Source organism: Exiguobacterium sp. s89, from assembly GCF_018617735.1.
GTDB classification, from domain to species: Bacteria; Bacillota; Bacilli; order Exiguobacteriales; family Exiguobacteriaceae; genus Exiguobacterium; species Exiguobacterium marinum.
This window is the reverse complement of the sequence record NZ_JACSKS010000007.1, coordinates 17,293-38,604: the sequence shown is the minus strand read 5'-3', so window position 1 is coordinate 38,604 and position 21,312 is coordinate 17,293. Positions and strand designations below refer to the sequence as shown.

Here is a 21,312-nt window from a genome sequence, read left to right as displayed (position 1 = left end):
AGGTGTATGTTTCATTATAGACGAAATTAAACTAGTTGTCTGAACAGATTTTTAAAGAGAAAAGGTGGAGGGGAAGATGAATCAATACACATTGGAGACAGTCGTAACTGCGGTCAAAATAGATCAATCAGGTTATTGGCATACACTTGAGAACAGTCCGTTTTATGCAGAAGGCGGTGGACAGCCAGCCGATCGGGGATGGATTGGATCACATGAAGTATTAGATATACAACTCATTGAAGGCGAGGTTCGGCACCTCTTGCACGAGTCCTTACCGATTGGTACAACGGTAGAGGCTCGAATCGATGAAGATGTGAGACGTGATCATTCGATTCAACATACTGCTCAACATCTTTTAACGGCAATCTTAGAGGACCGTCACGGCATTCGCACGCTCAGCTTTGGAATCGGGTCAGCCGACTCGTCCATTGAGATTGAAACGACAACGATGGACTGGTCACAAATTAACGCACTTGAGCATGAGGTGCAACAACTGGTCTACGAGAACCGTCCGATTCATGTGTATGAGATACCGGAGGAAGAAGTGGATCGAACGCGTTTACGGAAGGCGACCGATCGCATGGGGATGATTCGCATCGTAGAAATCGAAGGGATTGACTACAATGCATGCGGCGGCACCCACGTGGGGACAACCGGACAACTCGGTACGATTCACGTGACGGCAATGAAGAAAGTCAGAGGGAATATTCGCTTGACGTATGTGGCCGGAAATCGGGCGATCGAGGCGATCCAACAAGCGCGAGAAGCGTTACGTTCGATTCACCATACATTCTCGACAACGAATGAATCCGTGGCAGAGCGTGTGATTGAAGAACATACGATTCGTCTAGAACGTGAAAAAGAGATTAAGACGCTAGAAGAACGGATTGCGAAAGCGAAAGTAGAGGCAGTGTTGAAAGAAGATAACTATGTAGCGTTACATGTGGGGCGGACCGAAGCTGAAACGTTGACGACCGCCATCATCGAACGGATTGCCGCGACGGGACGAATTGCGGTTGGAGCCAACTATGGCACGCAGAAATTGTTTGTCATGCATGATGGGACGCATGATATCGCCGTCGGTAAATTCTTGAAAACCGCCCTTCAAGAGATGCAGATTGGTCGTGGCGGCGGAAACCATAAGCAGGCACAAGCACGATTCACATCCGTGTCTGAGCTGGAGCGAGGGATGGAAGAAATCGTGAAACGATTGCAGGAAGGGGTGCTTTCATGTTGACGATTCAAAGTGGGCAAGAAGCTCATTTGATTCAACAGGCGAGACAAGTGAGAGAAGTTGTATTCATTCAGGAACAAGGAATTGATGCGAGTTTAGAATATGACGACTTAGACGATGTGTGTACACATGTGGTCGGTCTCCTTGACTCGGAGCCTGTGACGACGGCACGCCTTCGTCCCATCGATTCGAACATCGGAAAAGTAGAACGGGTGGCGACGATCGAGTCGGCACGGGGACATGGATATGGGAAAGATGTCATGAACGAAGTCGAACGTGTGGCAAAACATCGAGGGTTGGGTGAATTACGATTAGGCGCACAACTGACGGCGCTTCCGTTTTATGAAAAACTCGGGTACGAGGCATTCGGAGACGAGTTTTTGGATGCGGATATTCCGCATCGTATGATGAAGAAAACGTGGCAACTCTTTTTTTGAAATATCCCATTTTTCTAAAAAAAGGTTGGCAAGAAGATTTCGTTTTGTTATAACTAATACTAACAACTGACAGATAGAGGTTGCGAATGACATGAGTAAGCTTGGTTGAAACGGACGCATTCCGGACCGGGCCGAAAGGGGAAATTCGCCGAAGTCGACGTTCACGTGCGTGTGAACGAAGGCTGGGGTAGTCGTGAACAACGCCTACACTGCCATGGTCAACTACCATGGAGCGCTATCTACGGAACGATTCTTTAATCGTTTTTCAACTGCGCGTACAAGCGGCAGACCGTAGGGAGAGTGCTTCCTATCGGTCTGCCGCTTTTTCTGTTGGTGCACATCTTGAAAGTGGGGAACTTGATGACAACCGTACTGAAATTTGGTGGTAGCTCTGTTGCCACAATCGAACAAATACAAGCCATTTCAGATTATTTACAGACACGTGTGGCGACCGGAGAGAAGTTGGTCGTCGTCGTGTCGGCGATGGGCAAGACGACGGACTCACTCCTGTCACTCGCCAAACAAATTACCGACCGTCCGATGATTCGAGAACTCGACCGTCTACTCGCCGTCGGTGAAGAACAGACAATCAGTTTACTCAGTATCGCCTTGAACTCGAGGGGCGTGCCGGCCATCTCTCTCACCGGGCAACAAGCCGGGATCGATACGATGGGTATTCATACGAAGAGCAAAATCAAAGCGATTCGAAAAGAAGTGTTGCACGAGAAGTTGCGTCAATACGATGTCTTGATCGTCGCTGGATTCCAAGGCGTGAATGAAGCGGGTGACGTCACGACGCTCGGACGCGGCGGTTCGGACACGACGGCAGTCGCACTCGCGGCCGTACTCAGTCAACGCTGTGAAATATATACGGACGTGGCTGGTGTATATACGACAGACCCACGGATTCATCCGGCGGCGAAACGTCTAGACACCGTTTCATACGACGAGATGATGGAGATGAGTGCACTCGGCTCCAAAGTGATGGAAATGCGAAGCGTCGAGCTCGCAAAAAAATATGATGTCAATATTTTTGTCGGAAAGACGCTGTCGAGCGAAGGAGGAACATGGATCATGGATACGACGCAAGCAATGGAACAGAAAGCGGTCACGAGTGTGAGTGTCGTTAAGAACGTACTCAGTGTCTCAATCAAACATATCCCCCATACAGCAGCCGGGGTCGCGGACATCTTTGAACGATTGTCAGAACGTCATGTCAATATCGATATGATTTCGCAGACAGCGTTTGACGGGGAAGTGTTCCTATCATTCACATGTCCGCTCGATGAGGAAGCGTTTTTAGAAGAGGCACTCGCAGAGTTGACGGCGACCTTGTCGCAAATCAAAATCGATCGTCACACGGAACATGCAAAAATTTCTGTCGTCGGAATCGGTATGCGAGACGCGACAGGCGTCGCATCAGAGCTCTTTGCGACATTCCGCGAGATGGGGATTCCATTCTATCAAGTCACGACATCTGAAATCAGTATTTCCTATACGATTCAAGATCAAGACGTTGAAGCGGCAGTCGCAGCCATTGCGGCCCGATTCAACTTATAAGGGGGTAGCACGATGTATAATGTAGCGGTCGTCGGTGCAACAGGTGCCGTCGGACAAAAAATGATTGACGTCTTAACAGAATATGAATTTCCAATCAGCGAACTGAGACTCTATGCTTCAGCCCGTTCAGCAGGGAAAACGGTCGAAGTGAACGGGCAACCGGTCGTGATTCGCGAATTGACCGATGCGATTTATGCAGATCCGATCGATATCGCACTCTTCTCTGCTGGTGGGAGCATCAGTGAGCAATATGCCCCGCGATTGAGTGAGCAAGGGGTCATCGTCATCGACAACTCAAGCGCATTTCGAATGCAAGAAGGAATTCCACTCATCGTACCGGAAGTGAATCGGGTCGAACTCAGTCCGGAGAAGACGCTCATTGCAAATCCGAATTGTTCAACGATTCAATCGGTCGTCGCGCTCGCGCCTCTATCGGAAGTATACGGACTGACACGGGTTGCGTACACATCCTATCAAGCGGTATCGGGATCGGGTCAAAAAGGAATCGATGACCTCGAACGCGGTGCGCGTGGAGAGGCGCCGACGAATTATCCGTATCCGATTTATGATAACGTCTTGCCGCACATCGATGTGTTCTTAGAGAATGGTTACACGAAAGAAGAACAAAAAATGATTGAGGAGACGCGCAAAATTTTGAACGCGCCGAACCTCGGCGTGACGGCCACTTGTGTCCGGGTGCCGGTACGAAATAGTCACGCGGTCTCGATCACGGTGTCGCTCGAGCGGGATGCGACAGTCGCAGAAGTAAAAGCCGTCCTCGCCGATGCGCCTGGTGTCGTGTTAATGGACAATCCATCCGAACTGGCCTATCCGACACCACTTGATGCGAATGGGACGGATGAGGTGTATGTCGGACGAATTCGCCGAGACGACTCGCAGTCGAATACGTTCCATCTGTGGTGCGTCGCGGATAACGTTCGAAAAGGGGCGGCGGCGAATGCCGTTCAAATCGCACAATGTATGATTGGTCAAACAGCGACGAAATAAGGAGGAGATGACATGTTCACAGGAGTGGCAACAGCGCTCGCGACCCCATTTCAAGAAAATGGGCAGTTGAATCTAGAGGCATGGGTAGCATTGATTGAAGAGCAAATTCAGGAAGGTGTGAGTGGTCTTGTCATCGGCGGGACGACCGGCGAAGGGATGACGCTCACAGACGCAGAGTTTGAGACGTTGCTCGTTCGAGCGGTCGAGGTCGCGAACGGTCGAGCGTTGATTATCGCAGGGACCGGGTCAAACAATACAGCTGTCAGTATCGAAAAAACAAAACGGGCAGCAGAACTTGGAGCGGAGATGGCGATGGTCGTCACACCGTACTACAACAAGTCGACACAGGCCGGGCTGATTGCACATTTCACCGCGATCGCGGATGCGTCACCCATTCCGCTCATGCTCTATAACGTTCCGTCACGGACTGGCGTCGCGTTGGCGCCTGAAACGGTCGGAGAACTCGCAGAACATCCACGCATCACGGCCTTAAAAGAAGCGAGCGGGGATATCTCGGTCATGGCGCAGATGATGGCTCACATTCCAGAAGGATTCACCGTTTACTGTGGAAATGACGATCAAATTTTGCCATATATGGCTTGGGGCGCACAAGGGGTCGTTTCGGTTTTATCAAACGTTTACCCAGGTGCGACGGTCGCACTAGCTGAAACTCTCTTGGCAGGTGATCTAGAGGCGGCCCGCGCATGGCAACTTCGCTTGCTCCCTGTCATCGATGAGCTGTTCGCAGAAGTGAATCCGATTCCGGTGAAGGCGGCTCTTCAAGCGAGAGGGTTCGCATTTGGTGCTCCACGCCTACCGCTCGTCCCGATGAGCGCGACGGCTGAAGCGAAGTTGCTGTCAGCAATGGAGCAATTCAATGAGGTGAGACAATGAATGTTCTCATCCACGGATTTGGTGCGATGGGGCGGATTGTCGAAGAGGTCGCTCATGCGCAAGGTGTAAACGTCTCGGCAATCGTCTCACCGGGAAGGGAAGAGCATCTGGCATCATTAGACGAGGTAGACGCCCCGGTCGATGTCGTGATCGATTTTTCGAATCCGGCACTTCTCCCTGACTTGCTCACGTTCGGGCGGGCACGCAATATTCCGCTCGTCATCGCGACGACCGGCTTCACACCGGAGGAACTGGCCGACATCGAGACGGCTTCACAAGATATCCCAATCTTTCAGTCGTATAACACGTCTTACGGGATTGCACTCTTGAAACAGTTACTCGACCAACTCGTCCCACTTACGCTCGGTTATGACATCGAAGTGATCGAGGCACACCACCGGAAAAAAGTCGATGCCCCAAGCGGTACGGCAGAATTATTGGCCCGTGCCATCGAAGCGAAGCGTGAGGTGACACCGATTTACGAGCGAACGTCACGGCGTGAAGCGCGTGGAACTGAGGAGTTGGGCATGCATTCCATCCGTGGTGGCACGATTTTCGGTGAGCATGCTGTGCTCTTCGCCGGAGATGATGAAATGATTGAATTGAAACATACCGCGTTATCCAAACGCGTCTTTGCAAACGGAGCCCTTGCCGCTGCGGCAACGATCATCGATCGCCCGGCAGGACTATATAATCTATCGAACTTATACGAGGAGGCTACTCATGTTACTCACAAACGCTTATGAAATCGCACAATATATTAAAGATGCTAAAAAGGAAACACCAGTAAAGCTTTACGTCAACGGTCAATTGGCGGGGCTTGAAATCGAGGAAGCAAAAGCATTTGGAACAGATGAATCGAAACTGTTCTTGACGACGGCAGAACGCGCGGCCACGTTCTTAGAAGCCAATGCGTCGGTCATCACGGATTCACATCTCGAATACGACCGTCGCAACAGTGCCGTACCGATGCTCGATACGACACAGCTCAATGCACGAATCGAACCAGGTTCGTTCATCCGAGACCACGTCCAAATCGGGAACAACGCGGTCGTCATGATGGGAGCTGTCGTCAATATTGGAGCTGTCATTGGAGATGGTTCGATGGTCGACATGAATGCTGTCATCGGGGCACGCGGAACGCTCGGGAAAAACGTTCACCTTGGCGCTGGTGCCGTGGTCGCTGGTGTCCTTGAGCCACCTTCAAAAGATCCGGTCATCATCGAAGATGGCGTCATGATCGGAGCGAACGCGGTCATCTTGGAAGGGGTTCGTGTTGGTGAAAATGCGGTTATCGCGGCAGGCAGTGTCGTCACACAAGACGTCCCTCCAGGTGTCGTCGTTGCGGGAACACCGGCACGAATCATCAAACAGAAAGATGAAAAAACTTCTGAAAAAACGCAACTTGTTGATGACTTACGCTCTCTCTAACGTATAATAGACAGAAAATATAAACAACGAGGAATGGGAGAGTTTTATTATGGAACAGTATGGACAATGGATGTGGAAAGACGGGGCTTGGATTGAGCCGACTGACGCAAACACGAGTATCATGACACACGCGATTCACTACGGAAGTGGGTTCTTTGAAGGGATTCGTGCCTACCATACGGAGGAAGGCCCCGCCATCTTCCGATTGCGTGAGCACTTGGAGCGACTCGTTCGCTCGTGTGCATACTACCACGTCACACTACCGTATACGGTGGATGAGCTCGAACAAGCGACGATGGAATTGATTGAACGAAACGGATTTGAAGCATGTTACATCCGTCCGTTCGTCTTCCTTGGAACACCATGGCAAGCACTTATGCCGACGACGGAGACGAAGGTACATGTTGCCATCTCGTGTTGGCCGCTCGGCGAATATTTCAGCAAGACAGTTGGGATTCGGGCAAAAGTGGCCTCGTATCGCCGTGTGTCTTCTACAATGATGCCGATGCAAGCGAAAGCGGCATCAAACTATATGAACTCACAACTATTAAAAGGAGAGGCGCTTCGTGATGGATTTGATGAAGCGATCGCCCTCGATATGAATGGGAACGTCAGTGAGGCGAGTGTCGCGAACATCTTCCTCGTCAAAGGGAAGACGATCACGACACCATCACTCGACTGTTCTGTATTAGATGGCATCACACGTCAAACGGTCATGCAACTTGCGCGAGAAGCAGGTTATGAAGTCGTGGAGCGCCATATCGGACGCGACGAGCTGTACGTGGTCGATGAAATCTTCTTGACAGGAACAGCGGCCGAGGTGACGAGCGTCATCGAAGTCGACCATATCTCGATCGGTAGCGGCGTCCAGACGGTCGCGACAGAAATGTTGTCACGCTATCGTGAGGCCGTGACAGGACAACTTCCAGAACACCGCGACTGGATTACGTTCGTTAAATCAGCAGTGAAAGAGTAAAGGGGTTTTACAGTATGGGAGTCACAATTGACTTGAGTGCGATTCGCAAAAACAAACGTCGGATTGAAACGCTAGGACGCCCTGTGTTTGCGGTCGTGAAAAACAATGCCTATAACCTAGGAATGGAGCCAGTTGTGACGACTTTGTACGATGAAGGGGTCCGTCATTTCATGGTGACCACGCTCGAAGAAGCGATTGAAGTACGAACGCATGCGGAAAAGGCTCGTGTCCTCGTCATGAACCCGGTATATACGTGGCAACACGTGCATGCCCATGACTTTGATGTTGCTATCGGGTCGTATGAATGGCTCGTCTCACAACGGGAGCATCTCCATGGTGTTCGCCTTCATCTAAAACTAGATGTCGGCATGAATCGATTCGGTGCCAAAACATTTGAAGAAGCGCTACAAATCGTCGCCTTCTGTCAGGATGAAGGGTTGAACCTCGTTGGGTTGTGTACACATTTCCCGCTTGCGGATGCAGACAATGCGGAAGTCGAGCATAGCGTTCAAGTCGAACGTTTTGCCGACTGGTCGACACGTTTGATGGAACGTCATACGTTTGAATTGATTCATGCGGCAAACAGTGCGGCCACGCTTCAAGATGATTCACGTCTGCATCATTGCACACATGTGCGTGTCGGGATCTTCTTATACGGCTATTCTTCGGTCGAGCCGGTCGAATGGTTAGTTCCTGCTTTTCACTGGGAGACGGAAGTGGTCGCGGTCCATGACATTGAAGCGGGGGCTCATGTCGGATATGGGACGGGATACACGGCCGAAACGAAGGAACGAATCGCCGTTCTTCCGGTCGGGTACGGGGATGGGTTGATGCGGGCGAGACGTCATTTACCCGTTCACATTGACGGGAAAGCTTATCCGTTCGTCAGTAACATTTTTATGAGCCATAGCTTCATCAAAGTCGGCGAGGATGTGCACATCGGCGACCAGGTCACGTTGTACGGTATAGAAACAAAAATCGATGATGTGACACGTATTGGCTACGCTAACAACTCAGAACAGCTCTGTGCCCGTTCGTGGCGCATTCCACATCGCTTTGAAGGAGGAATTGTATGTACACCACCAATCAATCAGAATGTTTGATCGAAGGTGTGTCCGTCCGTGAACTTCAAGCGACGTACGGGACACCTTTATACATCATGAGTGAAGGAGAACTAGAGCGTCGCCTCGGGATTGTTCAGGATACGTTTTTAGACAAGTATCCGAATACGTATGCGTTATACGCGTCAAAAGCGTTATCGATTGCGGCCGTGTATGAAAAAGTAATGGCGGCAGGAATGAGCATCGACGTCGTCTCAAGGGGTGAGATGTACGTGGCACTGCATGCCGGTGTACCGGCGGAACGCATTCACGTTCACGGGTCGAACAAAACGATTCTTGACATCACGTATGCTCTCGAACAGGGGATTACACACTTTACCATCGACAATATGCGGGAGATCAGTCTCTTGTCAGGACTTGCGGCTGAATATAATCGTGAAGTCGATGTGCTTCTCCGCATCGTGCCTCAAGTTGTAGGAGGTGCCCATGCGGCGATTCAAACGGGTGGGGTTGATACAAAATTTGGTTTCCCGACGCATGACGACACGTATTTGGACGCTGTTCGTGCGACGTTGGAAGCCGAACATTTACAGTTGAAGGGAATCCATTGTCACGTCGGCTCTCAAATTCAAGATCCGACTCTCTTTACCAACACGGTGAAGACGATGGTCCGGTTCATGGATAACATTCGTCAGGAAACCGGGTATACGACGGACGTCTTGAACATCGGTGGTGGATTCGGCGTCGCTTACTTAGATGAAGACGAATATCTCGATTTTGCCCAGACGATGGAGCAAGTTATGGAGACGTTGGTCGCGGAGGTAGAGGCACGTGAATTGCCACTTCCGAAAGTCGGAATTGAGCCAGGGCGTTGGCTCGTCGCCAATGCAGGTGCCACGCTTTATGAAGTGGGGACCGTCAAAGAAGTGAGCGGTGTTCGTACATTTGTGTCCGTCGATGGCGGGATGACGGATAATATCCGTCCGGCATTGTATGACGCGGAGTACGAAGTCGTGGCAGCGACACGAATGAATGAAGAGAAGACGCTCGAGGCAAAAATTGTCGGAGCGTGCTGCGAATCGGGAGATATCATCTCGAACCGCTCCTTGATTCCTTCTGTCACGCCGGGTGATTTGTTACTCGTCAAAGCAACGGGAGCGTACAATTTCTCGATGGCGAGTAACTATAACCAGATGCTTCGTCCGGCGGTCGTCTTCGTCAAGGATGGGAATCACCGCCTTGTCGTCCGTCGCCAAACGTTTGAAGACTTGGTGGCATGTGAAGTCATTGGTCAATCGACTTAAGGCTACAGAGCAATCTGTAGTCTTTTTTTGATTTTGAAATGAGAACGTTTTTCAATTATGATAGAGAAGAGAAAAAAAGGGGAAGTGACGGTCATGACAAAGACAGCAGCACAAAAGTTAATTGAAGAAAGACGTACAGTCCGTATGTTTAAAGAAGAACCAATCGATACGAAAGTGCTCTATGAAGTGTTGCAATCGGCACATCATGCACCATTTCACAATAAAGTCGAACCATGGAACGTGTATGTGTTCAATGGGGACGGGAAGCAAGTGTTACTCGATGCGCTCGAACCAGCCTTCTCGGAGGCGTCAGAGGGACAACGTGAAAAGGTGACCGGACGGATCTTGAATGCGGCAACCTGTATATATGTGACGGCAAAACATTTTGAGACGGACAAAGGAAATCGTGATGCGTTGCTCGCGACGGCGACGTTTATTCAAAATATCCAACTCTTGTTTAGTGAACGTGAAATCGGGATGGTGTGGCGGACAGGTGGACTATTTGACGATGCACGGTTGAAAGAGATGATTGGAGCGGAAGGGGAAACCTTTATCGGTTTACTTCAAATCGGTAAATATGATGTCGAGGATATCCCTTCACCAAAAGCGCGACAACCGATTGACTCACATCTCATCATGTTCGAATAAAAAAGCGAGCGAGGGGATGGCCCTTCGCTCGCTTGATCTATATATTGGTCATTTATCGCTTCAATTTAGTTGCGAGCCAATCTTGAATCACAGGTGTTGGAATCATCCAGTCGTTCCTCCGTTTTTAGAATCTTCTTCTCTACTATTATCCAAATGCATACGTTCCCAAACCTCACGATGCGTACCGTGAAGAGTGTCATCGAAAGAATCATCAATATGAAGGCCATAACTCGGATCGATGGATGAGGCGTACAGGTCTAGCATGAGTTGATCATGGTTCGGATACATAGAGTGGGCTCCTTTCAATACGTCAGCTTGGCTACAACTTCAGTATACAAAGGAACTATGTAGAAAATTCGAGAGAAACGTTAACATTTTATGAATCTTGTAAACGCTTTCATGAATTAGGTGTCTCACATAGTGGGATACACGACTGTTTATATTGTTCAGCGCGTTTCGCATACTTCTTTACCGTTCTTTCCATAATAGAACGGTCTTCATCGTTCAACGGACGGACGACTTTTGCGGGAACACCCATCACCATCACCCCTTCAGGAATTTGCATGTTCGGCGTGACGAGCGCACCGGCTGCAACAAACGATCCTTTTCCGACCTTCGCTCCGTCGAGTACGGTGGCATGCATACCGATTAGGCAATTTTCTTCGATCTCACAACCGTGAATCATCGCCATATGACCGATTGAGACACGGTCATGGATGATAGTCGGTGAGCCTTCATATTGATGGATCATCGAACCATCCTGGATGTTGACGTAAGAACCGATTTGAATAGGCCCTTCGTCTCCTCGAATGACGGTATTGAACCAGACTCCCGAGTGAGCCCCAATCGTCACGTCCCCAATCACATGTGCTCCCGGTGCAACATAAGCCGTCGGATCGACTTGAGGTATCAGTTTTTCTAATTTATATTGCATCTTTGTAACCCCTTTCAGATAAATATGTTATCATTGTCGCACAACTTGAAAAAGAAATTGCAACGAAAAGAATATTCTTGGTAAGATAGTTAAAATACGTGGAATAAGGAGAACGAGAGATGGAGAAACAACATTTGATTGACATCGCCGCAAAGAAAAAGAAAGCGGCCGTCGTCTTTAAAGACGTCGCTGTGATTGACGTGTACAGTCGTGAAACGATTCGTACAGACGTCGCCATCGATGCAGGGTATATCGTAGCAATTGGGGACGGATATGAGGGAGAAGTCGAATACCACGACCCGGCATGGACACTCGCACCATCCTTTATCGACTCACACGTCCATATCGAGTCATCGATGGTCCCGCCACATGAGTTTGCAAAAGCCGTCTTGCCACTAGGCGTCACGACAGTGATTGCCGACCCGCACGAAATTGCGAACGTGAACGGAGCGCTCGGAATTGAATATATGTTAGCAGATGCGAAAGGTCTTCCACTCGATGTCCGGATGATGCTACCGAGCTGTGTACCGGCGACACCGTTTGAACATGCGGGTGCAAAACTGTATGCTGAAGACTTGGCTCCATTTTTAGGGGACCCAGGGGTGCATGGCTTAGGTGAAGTCATGGACTATCCATCGGTTGAAGCGGGAAGTGAAGACATGCTTCAAAAGATTGCGCAGACGGAGCAAGCGGGTAAAGTGGTCGACGGACATGCTTCAGGTCTAAATCCTGACCAATTGAACGTCTATCGCTCTGCTGGAATCATGACAGACCATGAATGTACAACTGCTGAAGAGGCGATGGAACGGGTACGGCGCGGCTTTTACGTTCAGATTCGTGAGGGCTCAGTTGCTCGAAACGTGGAAAAGGTCAGTCTAGCCGTGACAGAAAGCAACGCCCATCGCTTCCTTTTCTGTACGGACGATAAGCACTTAGATGACTTAGTCGCGGAAGGTGGGATCGACTACAACATCCGTACCGCCATCAAGCAAGGCCTCAAGCCGGAAACGGCTTATGCTATCGCAAGTCTGCATGCTGCAGAGGCCTATGGATTGAAAGAGGTCGGGGCGATCGCACCTGGTAAGAAAGCAAACTTCGTTATCTTGTCAGACGTCGAATCGGTAAAAATTGAACAAGTCTATGTCAACGGTACGCTCGTCGCCGAACAAGGGAATGCAACATTTGATGCTGAAGGGATAGAAGTGCCGAAACCCATGAAAGGTGAACTTGCGTTACCTGAGCTGACAGTCGATTCATTCCGACTCGAGCCAAGTGAGGAAGCGGTCGATGTCATTCAAGTTCTGCCGAACAGCTTGTTGACGAAACGACAACGCCTTTCGTTCCAACCGGATTCTTCAGGAGCGGATTTATCGCAAGATATCGCAACGCTCGCTGTGATCGAACGCCATCACGGAACAGGGCACATGGCGCTTGCTCCGGTCACGGGATTCGGGTTAAAACGAGGAGCGCTTGCGGCTACTGTAGCCCATGACAGTCATAACTTGGTCATTGCTGGAGTCAGCCCGGAAGATATGTTGCTCGCAGCTCAAACGCTTGAAAAAGTAGGTGGTGGAGTCGTGGCTGTATCGGAAGGGAAAGTGCTCGCCGTGCTTCCACTTGAAATCGGAGGCCTCATGACGAAACGTCCATACCGAGAAGTGGCGGACATTTTGGAACAGTTGAATGATGCACTCGATATTGTTGGGGCACACCGCCATTTCAATCCGTATTTGACAATGTCATTCCTCGCTTTACCGGTCATACCTGATTTGAAATTGACCGATATGGGGTTGTTCGACGTGACCACTTTCTCATTTATCAAGTCTTGACTCGGTCTAACGTATGATTTTTGTTAAGAACGGTCGATAACGATTGAATGCCTGACAGGAAGTTGGTATAGTTACGTCAAGTTTCATCGGGTCAACATTGAAAGGGGGGATATTACAGATGGAACAAGTTGCCTATAATCGGTCGTATGATGAACATGAGGAATTGATCAATTCTGTATATCGTGCTTTCAAGGACCGATGTGAAGAATTACCGGAAGAAACGCAAACGAAACGTCGTTTGCGACGACTGATTTTTTCTACGATCAAGGAACAGACGAAGTCTCATCCTGACCGGTTCGTGTTGTATCACTTCTTCAACGACTTCTTTAAAGCAGTAGAGTCAAATGACCAAGAAGCGCTTGCGGTCTTAAAACGAATCATTCGTGATGAAAAAAACTATTGATATGTGACATCAACCTGTGATAATTTAGACGTAACTTTAAATGAATATTCGTGCTATCGATGAGGTAGAGGTGCGATGCTGATGAGTAAGTAGTCGGAGGATGACAACGATGAGGACTACAAAAAGGCAGGATCGCCGAAGTGCAACACCATGTCTGTGTGGTTGTGCTGGGCTGACGGGAAATACCCGTCGGACTGCCATACATATTATACGTATGGAGCGCTCCAAGTCGGCTAAGAAAGACGGAACATCCAGCGAGGGTGTCGGCTTTGTTGCCGATGCCCTCGCTTTGCGTTTTTTTAAGCATAGGGGGGCCTCATCCTAATCAAAAAGGAGGAATTTAGAATGGTAGATTATTCAACTTCGGTACTCTCGCTCGTACCGGCATTACTTGCAATTATTATGGCGATTACAACAAGAAAGGTCATCCCGTCGCTCGGTGCCGGGATTATCGCAGGGATATTACTACTGCACAATTTTAATCTGCTCGACTCGATTCAATACTTGTGGTCGAACATCATTGCTCTATTTTGGTCGGACGGAGCAATCAATGAATGGAACGTCTTGTTGATTGCGTTCTTGCTCCTTCTCGGTATTTTATCGTCGATTATTCAGACATCAGGTGGGGCACGTGCATTCGGTGAATGGGCTGCGGCGAACGTCAAGACAGCGCGCGGTGCACGTCTCGTGTCGTTCGGACTTGGTATTTTGATCTTTATCGATGACTACTTCAACAGCTTAGCGGTTGGTAACATCAGTCGTCCACTTACGGATCGAAAAAACATCTCACGTGCAAAACTGGCCTATACGATTGACTCAACGGCAGCACCTGTCTGTGTCATCAGTCCACTTTCGAGTTGGGGCGCATATATCATCGCCATCATCGCGGGGATTTTAACGAAATACTCGATTGACAGCTACTCATCTTTTTCAGCGTTCATTCAAATCATTCCAATGAACTTCTATGCAATCTTTGCACTTTTGTTGACAGCTTATGTAGCATTTACTGGACTTGCAATCGGACCGATGCGCACGCATGAACTTCGTGCCCTCCAAGGCGAATTGTACGATTCCGCAAAAGGGAAACCAATGGGAATGAGTGAAGACTTACATGAGCACGAAGGTGGAAAAGTACGTGATTTGATCGTTCCGATTATCACGCTCATCATTGCGACGGTATCAGCCATGCTGTACACAGGAGGCCAAGCACTCGCGGCAGACGGGCAAGACTTTTCGTTGATTGGCGCATTCGAATCGACAGACGTGACACGTTCGCTCGTAGCCGGTGTCGTCATTAGTTTAATTGTCGCACTTCTTCTTCTCGTCGGACGTAAAATTCCTGGACGTGACTATGGGAAGGCGGTACGAGAAGGTGTTCGCGCGATGTGGCCAGCTGTCCTTATTCTGTTATTCGCTTGGACAATCATTGCGGTCATCAGTGATATGCAGACAGGTGAATATTTGGCAAGTTTCGTGACGGATACGATTGCCGCTTCTTACTTGCCGCTCCTTCTCTTCTTGATTGCCGGTCTCATGGCGTTCTCGACAGGGACGAGCTGGGGAACGTTTGGTTTGATGCTTCCGATTGGAGCTGACTTGATCATGGCGGTTGAGCCAGAACTTCTCCTTGCGTCCCTTGCTGCTGTGTTGGCCGGTGCGGTGTTCGGCGACCACTGCTCACCAATCTCCGATACAACGATTCTCAGCTCAACAGGCGCTGGATCACACCATATTGATCACGTGTTGACGCAATTGCCATATGCAATTCTCGCAGCGACTGTGTCCGCAATCGGATACTTAGTGCTCGGGATTTCAGGGTCAATCTGGATTGGTTTCTTCGCTGCATTGATTTCGTTCATCGTATTGGTTGGAATCGCACAAGTGATTTCAAAACGCGGGAAAGTACCTGCTGAACTTCGCGCAAAGCGTGAAGCATAATAGCTTGAAAATGACTTCCATCTCACCGATGGAAGTCATTTTTTGTATTACCTTCAACATGCGAATAAGACTGTCGAGCAGTGTACGAACCAAAAAACAACTGTGATGAGGTAAAGAGATGGGTGTCGAAGTGAGGTCAGATAGAAAGAGAACCATGGTATTTCGAGTAACCGGAATGGGGATGTCAAAAAAATACGATGTTCTTATCATCGACTCCAAAAAATATTTAATACAGAAAAACCTCCCTAATCCACGTAGGAATCAGAGAGGTTACACTCATTATTTGACGTCAAGCCATTTGAAACTTGCATCGGCACCGAACGGGTGGCGGTACATGTTTTCGATGTTTGAGCGTTCTAAGTATGCCTCACCTTTTTGATAAATCGGAGCGATGGCATAGTCTTCTTCGAGAAGGATGCGTTCAGCTTCTTGCATTGATTCCCAACGCTTCATCTGATCAGCTTCTTTTTTCGCTGATTGAACCAACTGATCATACTCGTCGTTTGAGTACTCCATACGGTTAAATGGACCATCTGTGACCCACATGTCGAGGTATGTCATCGGATCCTGATAATCAGGGCCCCAACCAGCGGCAGAGACATCATATTCGCCTTTTCCTTCGAGATCAAGGAAGTTTTTAAACGGTTGTTGTTTAATATTGAGTGTCAAACCAGGCAAGTTTTTCTCGAGCTCACCTTTGATGAATTCGTTGACTTTCTTGAACGCTTCCTCATCACGTGAGAGGAATTCGAGTTCAATCGTTTCGACTCCAAGTTCCTGTAATCCTTTCTCCCAAGCCGCTTTTGCTTCATCCACGTTATAGCTGAGGAGATCTGGATGTTTCTCCCGGAAGTCAGCACCGTCTTCTGTGAACGTGAAGTCTTTCGCCACGATAAAGTTCGCTGGTTCTGAACCGTCCGTTAAGATAACATCCGTCACACTCTGCTTGTCGAACCCTTTCGCAAGTGCTTCACGAATGTTGACGTTTTGAAGATACTCATTTTTTTGATTGAAGCGAAGGAAGTTGATTCGAGCATCAGCACGTGTCTTGAATTCGTCGCTATCCTCAAATTGTGGAACGAACTCAGATGAAAGGAGCGTGTAGTCCGCTTCGCCTGACTCGAACAAGTTGACACCTGTTGACACGTCTTTTACGACCTTGACGTTGATGGTATCCATCTTCACATTTTCTGCATCCCAATACTCTGGGTTTTTCTTATAGACCCAACCGGCATTGTCTTGCCACTCACTCAAGACGTAAGGACCGTTATAAAGCGTTTGGTCGACTGTCATCGCGAATTTTTCGCCCTGCTCTTCGACGAACTCTTGTTTTTGCGGCATATACGTAGGGAAGCCGGTCAATCCTAAGAAATACGGAGCTGGCGCTTCCAATTGCACCTCAAGCGTCTTCTCGTCGACTGCTTTCGCACCGAGGTCGTCAAGTGATGCTTCGCCTGCAAGAATTTTGTTCGCATTTTTTAAGTCTTGAAGAATATATGCATACTCGGCACCTGTTTCAGGGTTGAGTGCACGCTTCCAAGAGTAGACAAAATCCTCAGCTGTAATGGGAGAACCGTCTGACCAGTTAGCGTCACGTAGTTTGAACGTGTATGTAAGACCATCCTCTGATACTTCCACATCTTCAGCAATCCCTGGTGTCGGTTGGTTGTTCTCATCTAGACGATACAATCCTTCGAACACGTTGTTTGTCACGATGATCGATGTCGAGTCTGTTGTGAGTGTCGGATCGAGCTGCGGCAAGTCCGTCGCCGATACCATTGTGATTTCTTTTTTCGAATCGCTCGAAGATGACCCTTCTGAACTTGATGAGTCATCTCCTGTGCTACAAGCTGCCGTCGCAAGTAATGCGACCCCCGATAACGCTAACCATTTTTTGTTACGCATTATACAACCTCCCGAAAATTCTGATAATTTAGAATATGTTGTAATTAAACTACATATGAGATAAATATGCAATGGAATTTTGCAAATTATTCGAAAATATAAACTTATTTAGAATGTCTATCCTTCAATCCTTTCAGGAAGTACAATAAACAAAACTCCGAATGATTATACAGTATATATGTATAGTTATTCGAAGGCTTAGAGTGATAGTGGAGGCGTTAACTTGAAACAAAATTCAGCCGGAATCGGCTTTTTCGGTCTCGCGGCAATGGTCGTCGGGACAATGATTGGAGGGGGTGCCTTCAATCTCCCTGGTGCTATGGCACAAGGGGCCGGGGTAGGTCCTGTTTTAATTGGATGGGGAATTACGGGTGTAGGCATGATTATGCTTGCATTTGTCTTTCAGTTTTTAGCGAACACACGACCTGAGTTGGAAGGCGGTATATACGCCTATGCCCGGGAAGGATTCGGAAAGTTTGTCGGATTCAATAGTGGATGGGGTTACTGGATGTCGGCCTGGATCGGGACAGTGGCAAACATCACGTTGATTTTCAGCACATTGGCTTATTTTTTTCCGGTTTTTTCAGCGGAACACCGACTGTTCCGATGGTTCATGAGTGTCGTCCTGATTTGGGGTTTGTTTTGGCTCATCTCACGTGGGATGCGTGAGGCAGCTCTTCTCAATATCGTCACAACGATTGCGAAACTCGTGCCGATTTTCTTGTTTATCGTATTTATTCTGTTCGCGTTTCAGGTTACTACGTTCCAAGTCGATTTTTGGGGAGAGTCGGGTTTTGTATGGACGGATGTCTTCCCTCAAGTAAAATCGACGATGCTCGTGACGCTTTGGGCATTTGTCGGCATTGAAGGTGCAGTCGTCTTATCATCTCGCGCACGTCACAAAAAAGATGTCGGTCGTGCGACGGTGATCGGTTTGATTGGAACGTTGTTGATTTATATGATGATTTCAATCTTCTCCTTTGGCGTCATGACACAAGAGCAACTTGCGGCATTACCAGAGCCTTCAATGGCATACGTGTTAGAGGCCGTTGTCGGACCGTTTGGCGCTACGCTAATCAACATCGGACTACTCGTTTCGTTGACAGGTGCGTTGCTCGGGTGGACGATTTTGGCGACTGAAATTTCTTATGTCGCGAGCAGAGATCGTGTTTTTCCGAAAGTGTTTAATCGATTGAATAAAAATGTTACACCGGTGAACGCATTGTTCATCACCCAAGTATTCACCCAAGTGGTCACAGTCATCGCGTTGTTCTCGGAACAGACGTACCTCGTCTTGTCGAGTATCGCCGGTATCGCGGCGCTTGTCCCATATTTATTTTCAGCACTTTTTGGGTGGATCGAGGCGAAGCGGACGACATCATTGCGGATGATGATGATTTCCGGTATCGCTTCGTTGTATGCGGCTTGGTTACTCTATGCATCAGGTTTGGAATATGTCTTGATTGCGATGATTCTTTATGCGCCTGGCATCTTCGTTTTTCTTTTAGCAGAGCGGGAACAAGGACGACCGTTCTTGACCCGTACCCAGTCGATGATTGCCTTGATTATTCTATTATGTGCGACCTATGGCATTTATGGGCTTTGGACAGCCACAATCGCTCTATAAGAAAACTCACCGACGCCTCAAGCGTTCGGTGAGTTTTTTGATGACCGGAGTAATTGTTCGATTGCACTTGGAGAAGCAGGTCTGGCGTATAGGTAGCCCTGGAAAGAATCACAATCCGTCGACTTTAAGTGCGCCAACATCTCTTTATCTTCGACCCCTTCCGCGACGACATGGAGATTTAAGCTTTTCCCGAGATGAACAATGACGTCGAGGAGATGAGATTTGGACGTCATCCAATCATCAAGAAAGACTTTATCGATTTTGAGTTCATCTACCGGGAAAGATTTCAAGTATTGTAAAGAAGAGAAACCGGTGCCGAAATCATCAATCGACAGTCGATAGTTCAAACGCTTGATTTGCTCCATACGTTCGATGATTTCATCAGTTTGTTGCATGACTAGACTTTCTGTAATTTCTAAGATGACATCTGCCGGGTCGAGTTGGAATTGTTGCTTGATATTTCGAAGCGTATTCAAGAAACTTTCGCTTCGGAACTGGTTTGGCGAAATATTAATCGCCATCGAGAGTGATTGATTGAACTCATCTTTCCACTCCTTCAATTGTTTCGTCGCCTCTAAGATGACCCAGTTGTTGATTGGGACGATGAGTGCCATCTCTTCAGCAAGTGGGATGAACTCAGAAGGTGGGATTTGTCCTAGTTCATCATGATGCCAACGAAGGAGTGCTTCGAACCCAATGAGTCGATCTGTGGCTAATTCGTATTTTGGCTGATATTCGAGATAAAAATGCTTTTCGTCAAGTGCCCGATACATCGCCTTTTCAATATGGATTTGTCGCGAGAATGCGGCATCCATATCCTTTGTCACAAATTGAATCGTACCGACCCCGATTTGTTTTCCTTTGAAAAGGGCACTCTCAGCACGTGTATACAGTTCCTCGAGCGAACTTGTCGAAGATGGATAAAATACACATCCGACTGAAATCGATACCATGATGGAGTGATGGTAAATACGAAACGGTCGTTGCAGTTCGTGTTGCAGATGCCGTAATACTTGGAACACTTCTTCTTTCGACTCCTCGAAGAACATGACACCGAACAGTCCACCTGTTGGATGGAACAATAAAGCAGACTCTGGAATGAGGTGCAGTGCGCGCTCTTTGATTTGGATGAGGAGTTCATTTCCGACACGAGACCCGAATGACTCGTTAATGATTTTGAAACGGTCGATATCGAATAAAGCGATGTGAAGCAGGCCTTCACGCTCATCGGTTTGTTGAAGAATCGAGTCATATCGACGTAAGAAGCCTTTTTTATTATAGAGTCCGGTCAATTCATTTTGATAGGCGAGAAACTCGACTTCTTTTTCAAGACGTTTTTTCTCAGAGACATCAAAACCAAAAGCTGTGTACTGAATCACATCTTTCTTCTCACTGATGATCGGTACGACGGTCAAATTGAGCCAACACGGTTCTTGTTCATGTTCCTTACAGGAAATAGCAAGTTCTCCGTTCCATATTTGATTTGTGGCCAAAGATGTTAAGACATCACGTGAAATCCCATTTCGGTCACTTGAATCATGAATGAGCTCGAACCAGCTATGGCCGATGAGTTGTTGTTCCGTCACATCGAGCAGACGACATAACAAAGGGTTCGCGTCGACGATTTCACCTTTCGCGTTCGTCGCCAAGTAATGGGTGGACTGCTTAATCATTTCTTGAAAGTGATGAAGTAAATTGAATTGTTCGGTGCTGATGAGTGGTCCGAATCCTTTCGGAAGAAAGGCCAAGAAATAGCCGTAAATCTCTTCGAGTGAAAAGGACTGTAAGTATGCGGTCGCATAGATGACCGATCCATCTTTATGTTGAAATGGTGTCATCGCCGTCGTCGAGAACGGATATTGAAGGAGGAGCGGTGTCCATGTTTCCAGCGCATGGTCAAGTTGCTGGACGACCGGCAGTGGCTGATGGAGGACTTCTTCACGTTCCCACCCGAATAACACTTCGGCATGCTCGTTCCATAATAGAACCGTACCATCTTGAGAAATATAACAAAAAGGAACAGAAAAAGCATCGATGAATTGATCAACCGATAAATCACGCAATGAAGCCACATCATTTCCCCCAATCTGTCATGCTAAATGCATATTCTAATGTCAGTGTAC

The 21,312-nt window shown here is 48.2% G+C and carries 19 protein-coding genes and 2 riboswitches; of the genes, 15 read left to right on the top strand and 4 right to left on the bottom strand.

The genetic code is table 11. The features are described from left to right. The first annotated feature begins 76 nt into the window (after nt 1-76). The 11 genes from KNO96_RS13310 (at nt 77) to KNO96_RS13255 (ending at nt 10,553) form a co-directional block, all read left to right on the top strand. Complete coding sequence (locus KNO96_RS13310; protein WP_214704326.1) at nt 77-1,237, top strand: alanyl-tRNA editing protein; 1,161 nt, start codon at nt 77-79, stop codon at nt 1,235-1,237. Then, on the top strand, nt 1,231-1,671 hold the full coding sequence (locus KNO96_RS13305) for a GNAT family N-acetyltransferase (RefSeq protein ID WP_214704328.1): 441 nt from the start codon (nt 1,231-1,233) through the stop codon (nt 1,669-1,671). Before KNO96_RS13310 ends, KNO96_RS13305 begins: the two co-directional genes overlap by 7 nt. Before the next feature lie 66 nt (nt 1,672-1,737). Further along, nucleotides 1,738-1,917: riboswitch (Lysine riboswitch) on the top strand. 114 nt (nt 1,918-2,031) lie between these two features. Next, complete coding sequence (locus KNO96_RS13295; protein ID WP_034771246.1) at nt 2,032-3,231, top strand: aspartate kinase; 1,200 nt, start codon at nt 2,032-2,034, stop codon at nt 3,229-3,231. A gap of 12 nt (nt 3,232-3,243) precedes the next feature. After that, a complete protein-coding gene (locus KNO96_RS13290) occupies nt 3,244-4,239 on the top strand; it encodes an aspartate-semialdehyde dehydrogenase (RefSeq protein WP_214704331.1) in 996 nt (331 codons plus the stop codon). Between the two features lie 12 nt (nt 4,240-4,251). Then, nucleotides 4,252-5,133, top strand: a complete 882-nt coding sequence (dapA, locus tag KNO96_RS13285; RefSeq protein WP_026826855.1) for a 4-hydroxy-tetrahydrodipicolinate synthase — start codon at nt 4,252-4,254, stop codon at nt 5,131-5,133. Beyond that, nucleotides 5,130-5,879 (top strand): 4-hydroxy-tetrahydrodipicolinate reductase, encoded by a 750-nt coding sequence (gene dapB, locus KNO96_RS13280; protein ID WP_214704332.1) that lies wholly within the window; start codon nt 5,130-5,132, stop codon nt 5,877-5,879. The genes dapA and dapB overlap by 4 nt, the downstream gene beginning before the upstream one ends. Then, nucleotides 5,857-6,564: a 2,3,4,5-tetrahydropyridine-2,6-dicarboxylate N-acetyltransferase gene (gene dapD / locus KNO96_RS13275; protein WP_214704333.1), complete on the top strand. Its 708-nt coding sequence runs from the start codon at nt 5,857-5,859 to the stop codon at nt 6,562-6,564. The genes dapB and dapD overlap by 23 nt, the downstream gene beginning before the upstream one ends. A 49-nt stretch (nt 6,565-6,613) precedes the next feature. Continuing rightward, a complete protein-coding gene (locus KNO96_RS13270; RefSeq protein ID WP_026826852.1) occupies nt 6,614-7,540 on the top strand; it encodes a branched-chain amino acid transaminase in 927 nt (308 codons plus the stop codon). Between the two features lie 14 nt (nt 7,541-7,554). Further along, complete coding sequence (gene alr, locus KNO96_RS13265; RefSeq protein WP_214704335.1) at nt 7,555-8,643, top strand: alanine racemase; 1,089 nt, start codon at nt 7,555-7,557, stop codon at nt 8,641-8,643. Beyond that, on the top strand, nt 8,613-9,905 hold the full coding sequence (gene lysA, locus KNO96_RS13260; RefSeq protein ID WP_214704337.1) for a diaminopimelate decarboxylase: 1,293 nt from the start codon (nt 8,613-8,615) through the stop codon (nt 9,903-9,905). The genes alr and lysA overlap by 31 nt, the downstream gene beginning before the upstream one ends. Nucleotides 9,906-9,998: 93 nt before the next feature. Next, nucleotides 9,999-10,553 carry a nitroreductase family protein gene (locus KNO96_RS13255; protein WP_251125208.1) on the top strand — a complete coding sequence of 185 codons (555 nt, stop codon included), beginning with the start codon at nt 9,999-10,001 and terminating at the stop codon, nt 10,551-10,553. Nucleotides 10,554-10,655: 102 nt separating this feature from the next. Here the strand turns inward: KNO96_RS13255 and KNO96_RS13250 are convergent, their stop codons facing one another. Together KNO96_RS13250 and KNO96_RS13245 are read right to left on the bottom strand one after the other, a co-directional pair. After that, complete coding sequence (locus KNO96_RS13250) at nt 10,656-10,841, bottom strand: hypothetical protein (protein ID WP_026826848.1); 186 nt, start codon at nt 10,839-10,841, stop codon at nt 10,656-10,658. Nucleotides 10,842-10,950: 109 nt separating this feature from the next. Beyond that, a complete protein-coding gene (locus tag KNO96_RS13245; protein WP_214704339.1) occupies nt 10,951-11,487 on the bottom strand; it encodes a gamma carbonic anhydrase family protein in 537 nt (178 codons plus the stop codon). Nucleotides 11,488-11,606: 119 nt separating this feature from the next. Here KNO96_RS13245 and ade point away from each other — a divergent pair, with 119 nt between their 5' ends. From ade to KNO96_RS13230, 3 genes are all read left to right on the top strand, one after another. Then, nucleotides 11,607-13,316 (top strand): adenine deaminase, encoded by a 1,710-nt coding sequence (gene ade, locus KNO96_RS13240; RefSeq protein ID WP_214704340.1) that lies wholly within the window; start codon nt 11,607-11,609, stop codon nt 13,314-13,316. Between the two features lie 118 nt (nt 13,317-13,434). Next, on the top strand, nt 13,435-13,719 hold the full coding sequence (locus KNO96_RS13235; RefSeq protein ID WP_026826845.1) for a hypothetical protein: 285 nt from the start codon (nt 13,435-13,437) through the stop codon (nt 13,717-13,719). A 57-nt stretch (nt 13,720-13,776) separates the two neighbouring features. After that, a riboswitch (Lysine riboswitch) is annotated at nt 13,777-13,952 on the top strand. Between the two features lie 112 nt (nt 13,953-14,064). Next, the gene (locus KNO96_RS13230; RefSeq protein ID WP_026826844.1) at nt 14,065-15,657 is read left to right on the top strand and encodes a Na+/H+ antiporter NhaC family protein; all 1,593 of its coding nucleotides are present in this window, start codon (nt 14,065-14,067) and stop codon (nt 15,655-15,657) included. 279 nt (nt 15,658-15,936) lie between these two features. Here KNO96_RS13230 and KNO96_RS13225 read toward each other — a convergent pair whose 3' ends face one another. Further along, nucleotides 15,937-17,562, bottom strand: coding sequence for a peptide ABC transporter substrate-binding protein (locus KNO96_RS13225; RefSeq protein ID WP_026826843.1), 1,626 nt, complete (start codon nt 17,560-17,562; stop codon nt 15,937-15,939). 223 nt (nt 17,563-17,785) lie between these two features. Here KNO96_RS13225 and KNO96_RS13220 point away from each other — a divergent pair, with 223 nt between their 5' ends. Beyond that, nucleotides 17,786-19,189, top strand: coding sequence for a basic amino acid/polyamine antiporter (locus KNO96_RS13220; RefSeq protein WP_214704341.1), 1,404 nt, complete (start codon nt 17,786-17,788; stop codon nt 19,187-19,189). A 17-nt stretch (nt 19,190-19,206) separates the two neighbouring features. On the opposite strand, the gene KNO96_RS13215 is transcribed toward KNO96_RS13220, so the two are convergent. After that, nucleotides 19,207-21,261 carry a sensor domain-containing protein gene (locus tag KNO96_RS13215; protein WP_214704342.1) on the bottom strand — a complete coding sequence of 685 codons (2,055 nt, stop codon included), beginning with the start codon at nt 21,259-21,261 and terminating at the stop codon, nt 19,207-19,209. Nucleotides 21,262-21,312 lie beyond the last annotated feature (51 nt).

What these genes read in the sequence shown, in the direction of transcription:
- KNO96_RS13310 (WP_214704326.1), top strand. Translation starts at nt 77, where the DNA reads ATGAATCAATACACATTGGAGACAGTCGTAACTGCGGTCAAAATAGAT.
- KNO96_RS13305 (WP_214704328.1), top strand. Translation starts at nt 1,231, where the DNA reads ATGTTGACGATTCAAAGTGGGCAAGAAGCTCATTTGATTCAACAGGCG.
- KNO96_RS13295 (WP_034771246.1), top strand. Translation starts at nt 2,032, where the DNA reads ATGACAACCGTACTGAAATTTGGTGGTAGCTCTGTTGCCACAATCGAA.
- KNO96_RS13290 (WP_214704331.1), top strand. Translation starts at nt 3,244, where the DNA reads ATGTATAATGTAGCGGTCGTCGGTGCAACAGGTGCCGTCGGACAAAAA.
- dapA (WP_026826855.1), top strand. Translation starts at nt 4,252, where the DNA reads ATGTTCACAGGAGTGGCAACAGCGCTCGCGACCCCATTTCAAGAAAAT.
- dapB (WP_214704332.1), top strand. Translation starts at nt 5,130, where the DNA reads ATGAATGTTCTCATCCACGGATTTGGTGCGATGGGGCGGATTGTCGAA.
- dapD (WP_214704333.1), top strand. Translation starts at nt 5,857, where the DNA reads ATGTTACTCACAAACGCTTATGAAATCGCACAATATATTAAAGATGCT.
- KNO96_RS13270 (WP_026826852.1), top strand. Translation starts at nt 6,614, where the DNA reads ATGGAACAGTATGGACAATGGATGTGGAAAGACGGGGCTTGGATTGAG.
- alr (WP_214704335.1), top strand. Translation starts at nt 7,555, where the DNA reads ATGGGAGTCACAATTGACTTGAGTGCGATTCGCAAAAACAAACGTCGG.
- lysA (WP_214704337.1), top strand. Translation starts at nt 8,613, where the DNA reads ATGTACACCACCAATCAATCAGAATGTTTGATCGAAGGTGTGTCCGTC.
- KNO96_RS13255 (WP_251125208.1), top strand. Translation starts at nt 9,999, where the DNA reads ATGACAAAGACAGCAGCACAAAAGTTAATTGAAGAAAGACGTACAGTC.
- KNO96_RS13250 (WP_026826848.1), bottom strand. Translation starts at nt 10,841, where the DNA reads ATGTATCCGAACCATGATCAACTCATGCTAGACCTGTACGCCTCATCC.
- KNO96_RS13245 (WP_214704339.1), bottom strand. Translation starts at nt 11,487, where the DNA reads ATGCAATATAAATTAGAAAAACTGATACCTCAAGTCGATCCGACGGCT.
- ade (WP_214704340.1), top strand. Translation starts at nt 11,607, where the DNA reads ATGGAGAAACAACATTTGATTGACATCGCCGCAAAGAAAAAGAAAGCG.
- KNO96_RS13235 (WP_026826845.1), top strand. Translation starts at nt 13,435, where the DNA reads ATGGAACAAGTTGCCTATAATCGGTCGTATGATGAACATGAGGAATTG.
- KNO96_RS13230 (WP_026826844.1), top strand. Translation starts at nt 14,065, where the DNA reads ATGGTAGATTATTCAACTTCGGTACTCTCGCTCGTACCGGCATTACTT.
- KNO96_RS13225 (WP_026826843.1), bottom strand. Translation starts at nt 17,562, where the DNA reads ATGCGTAACAAAAAATGGTTAGCGTTATCGGGGGTCGCATTACTTGCG.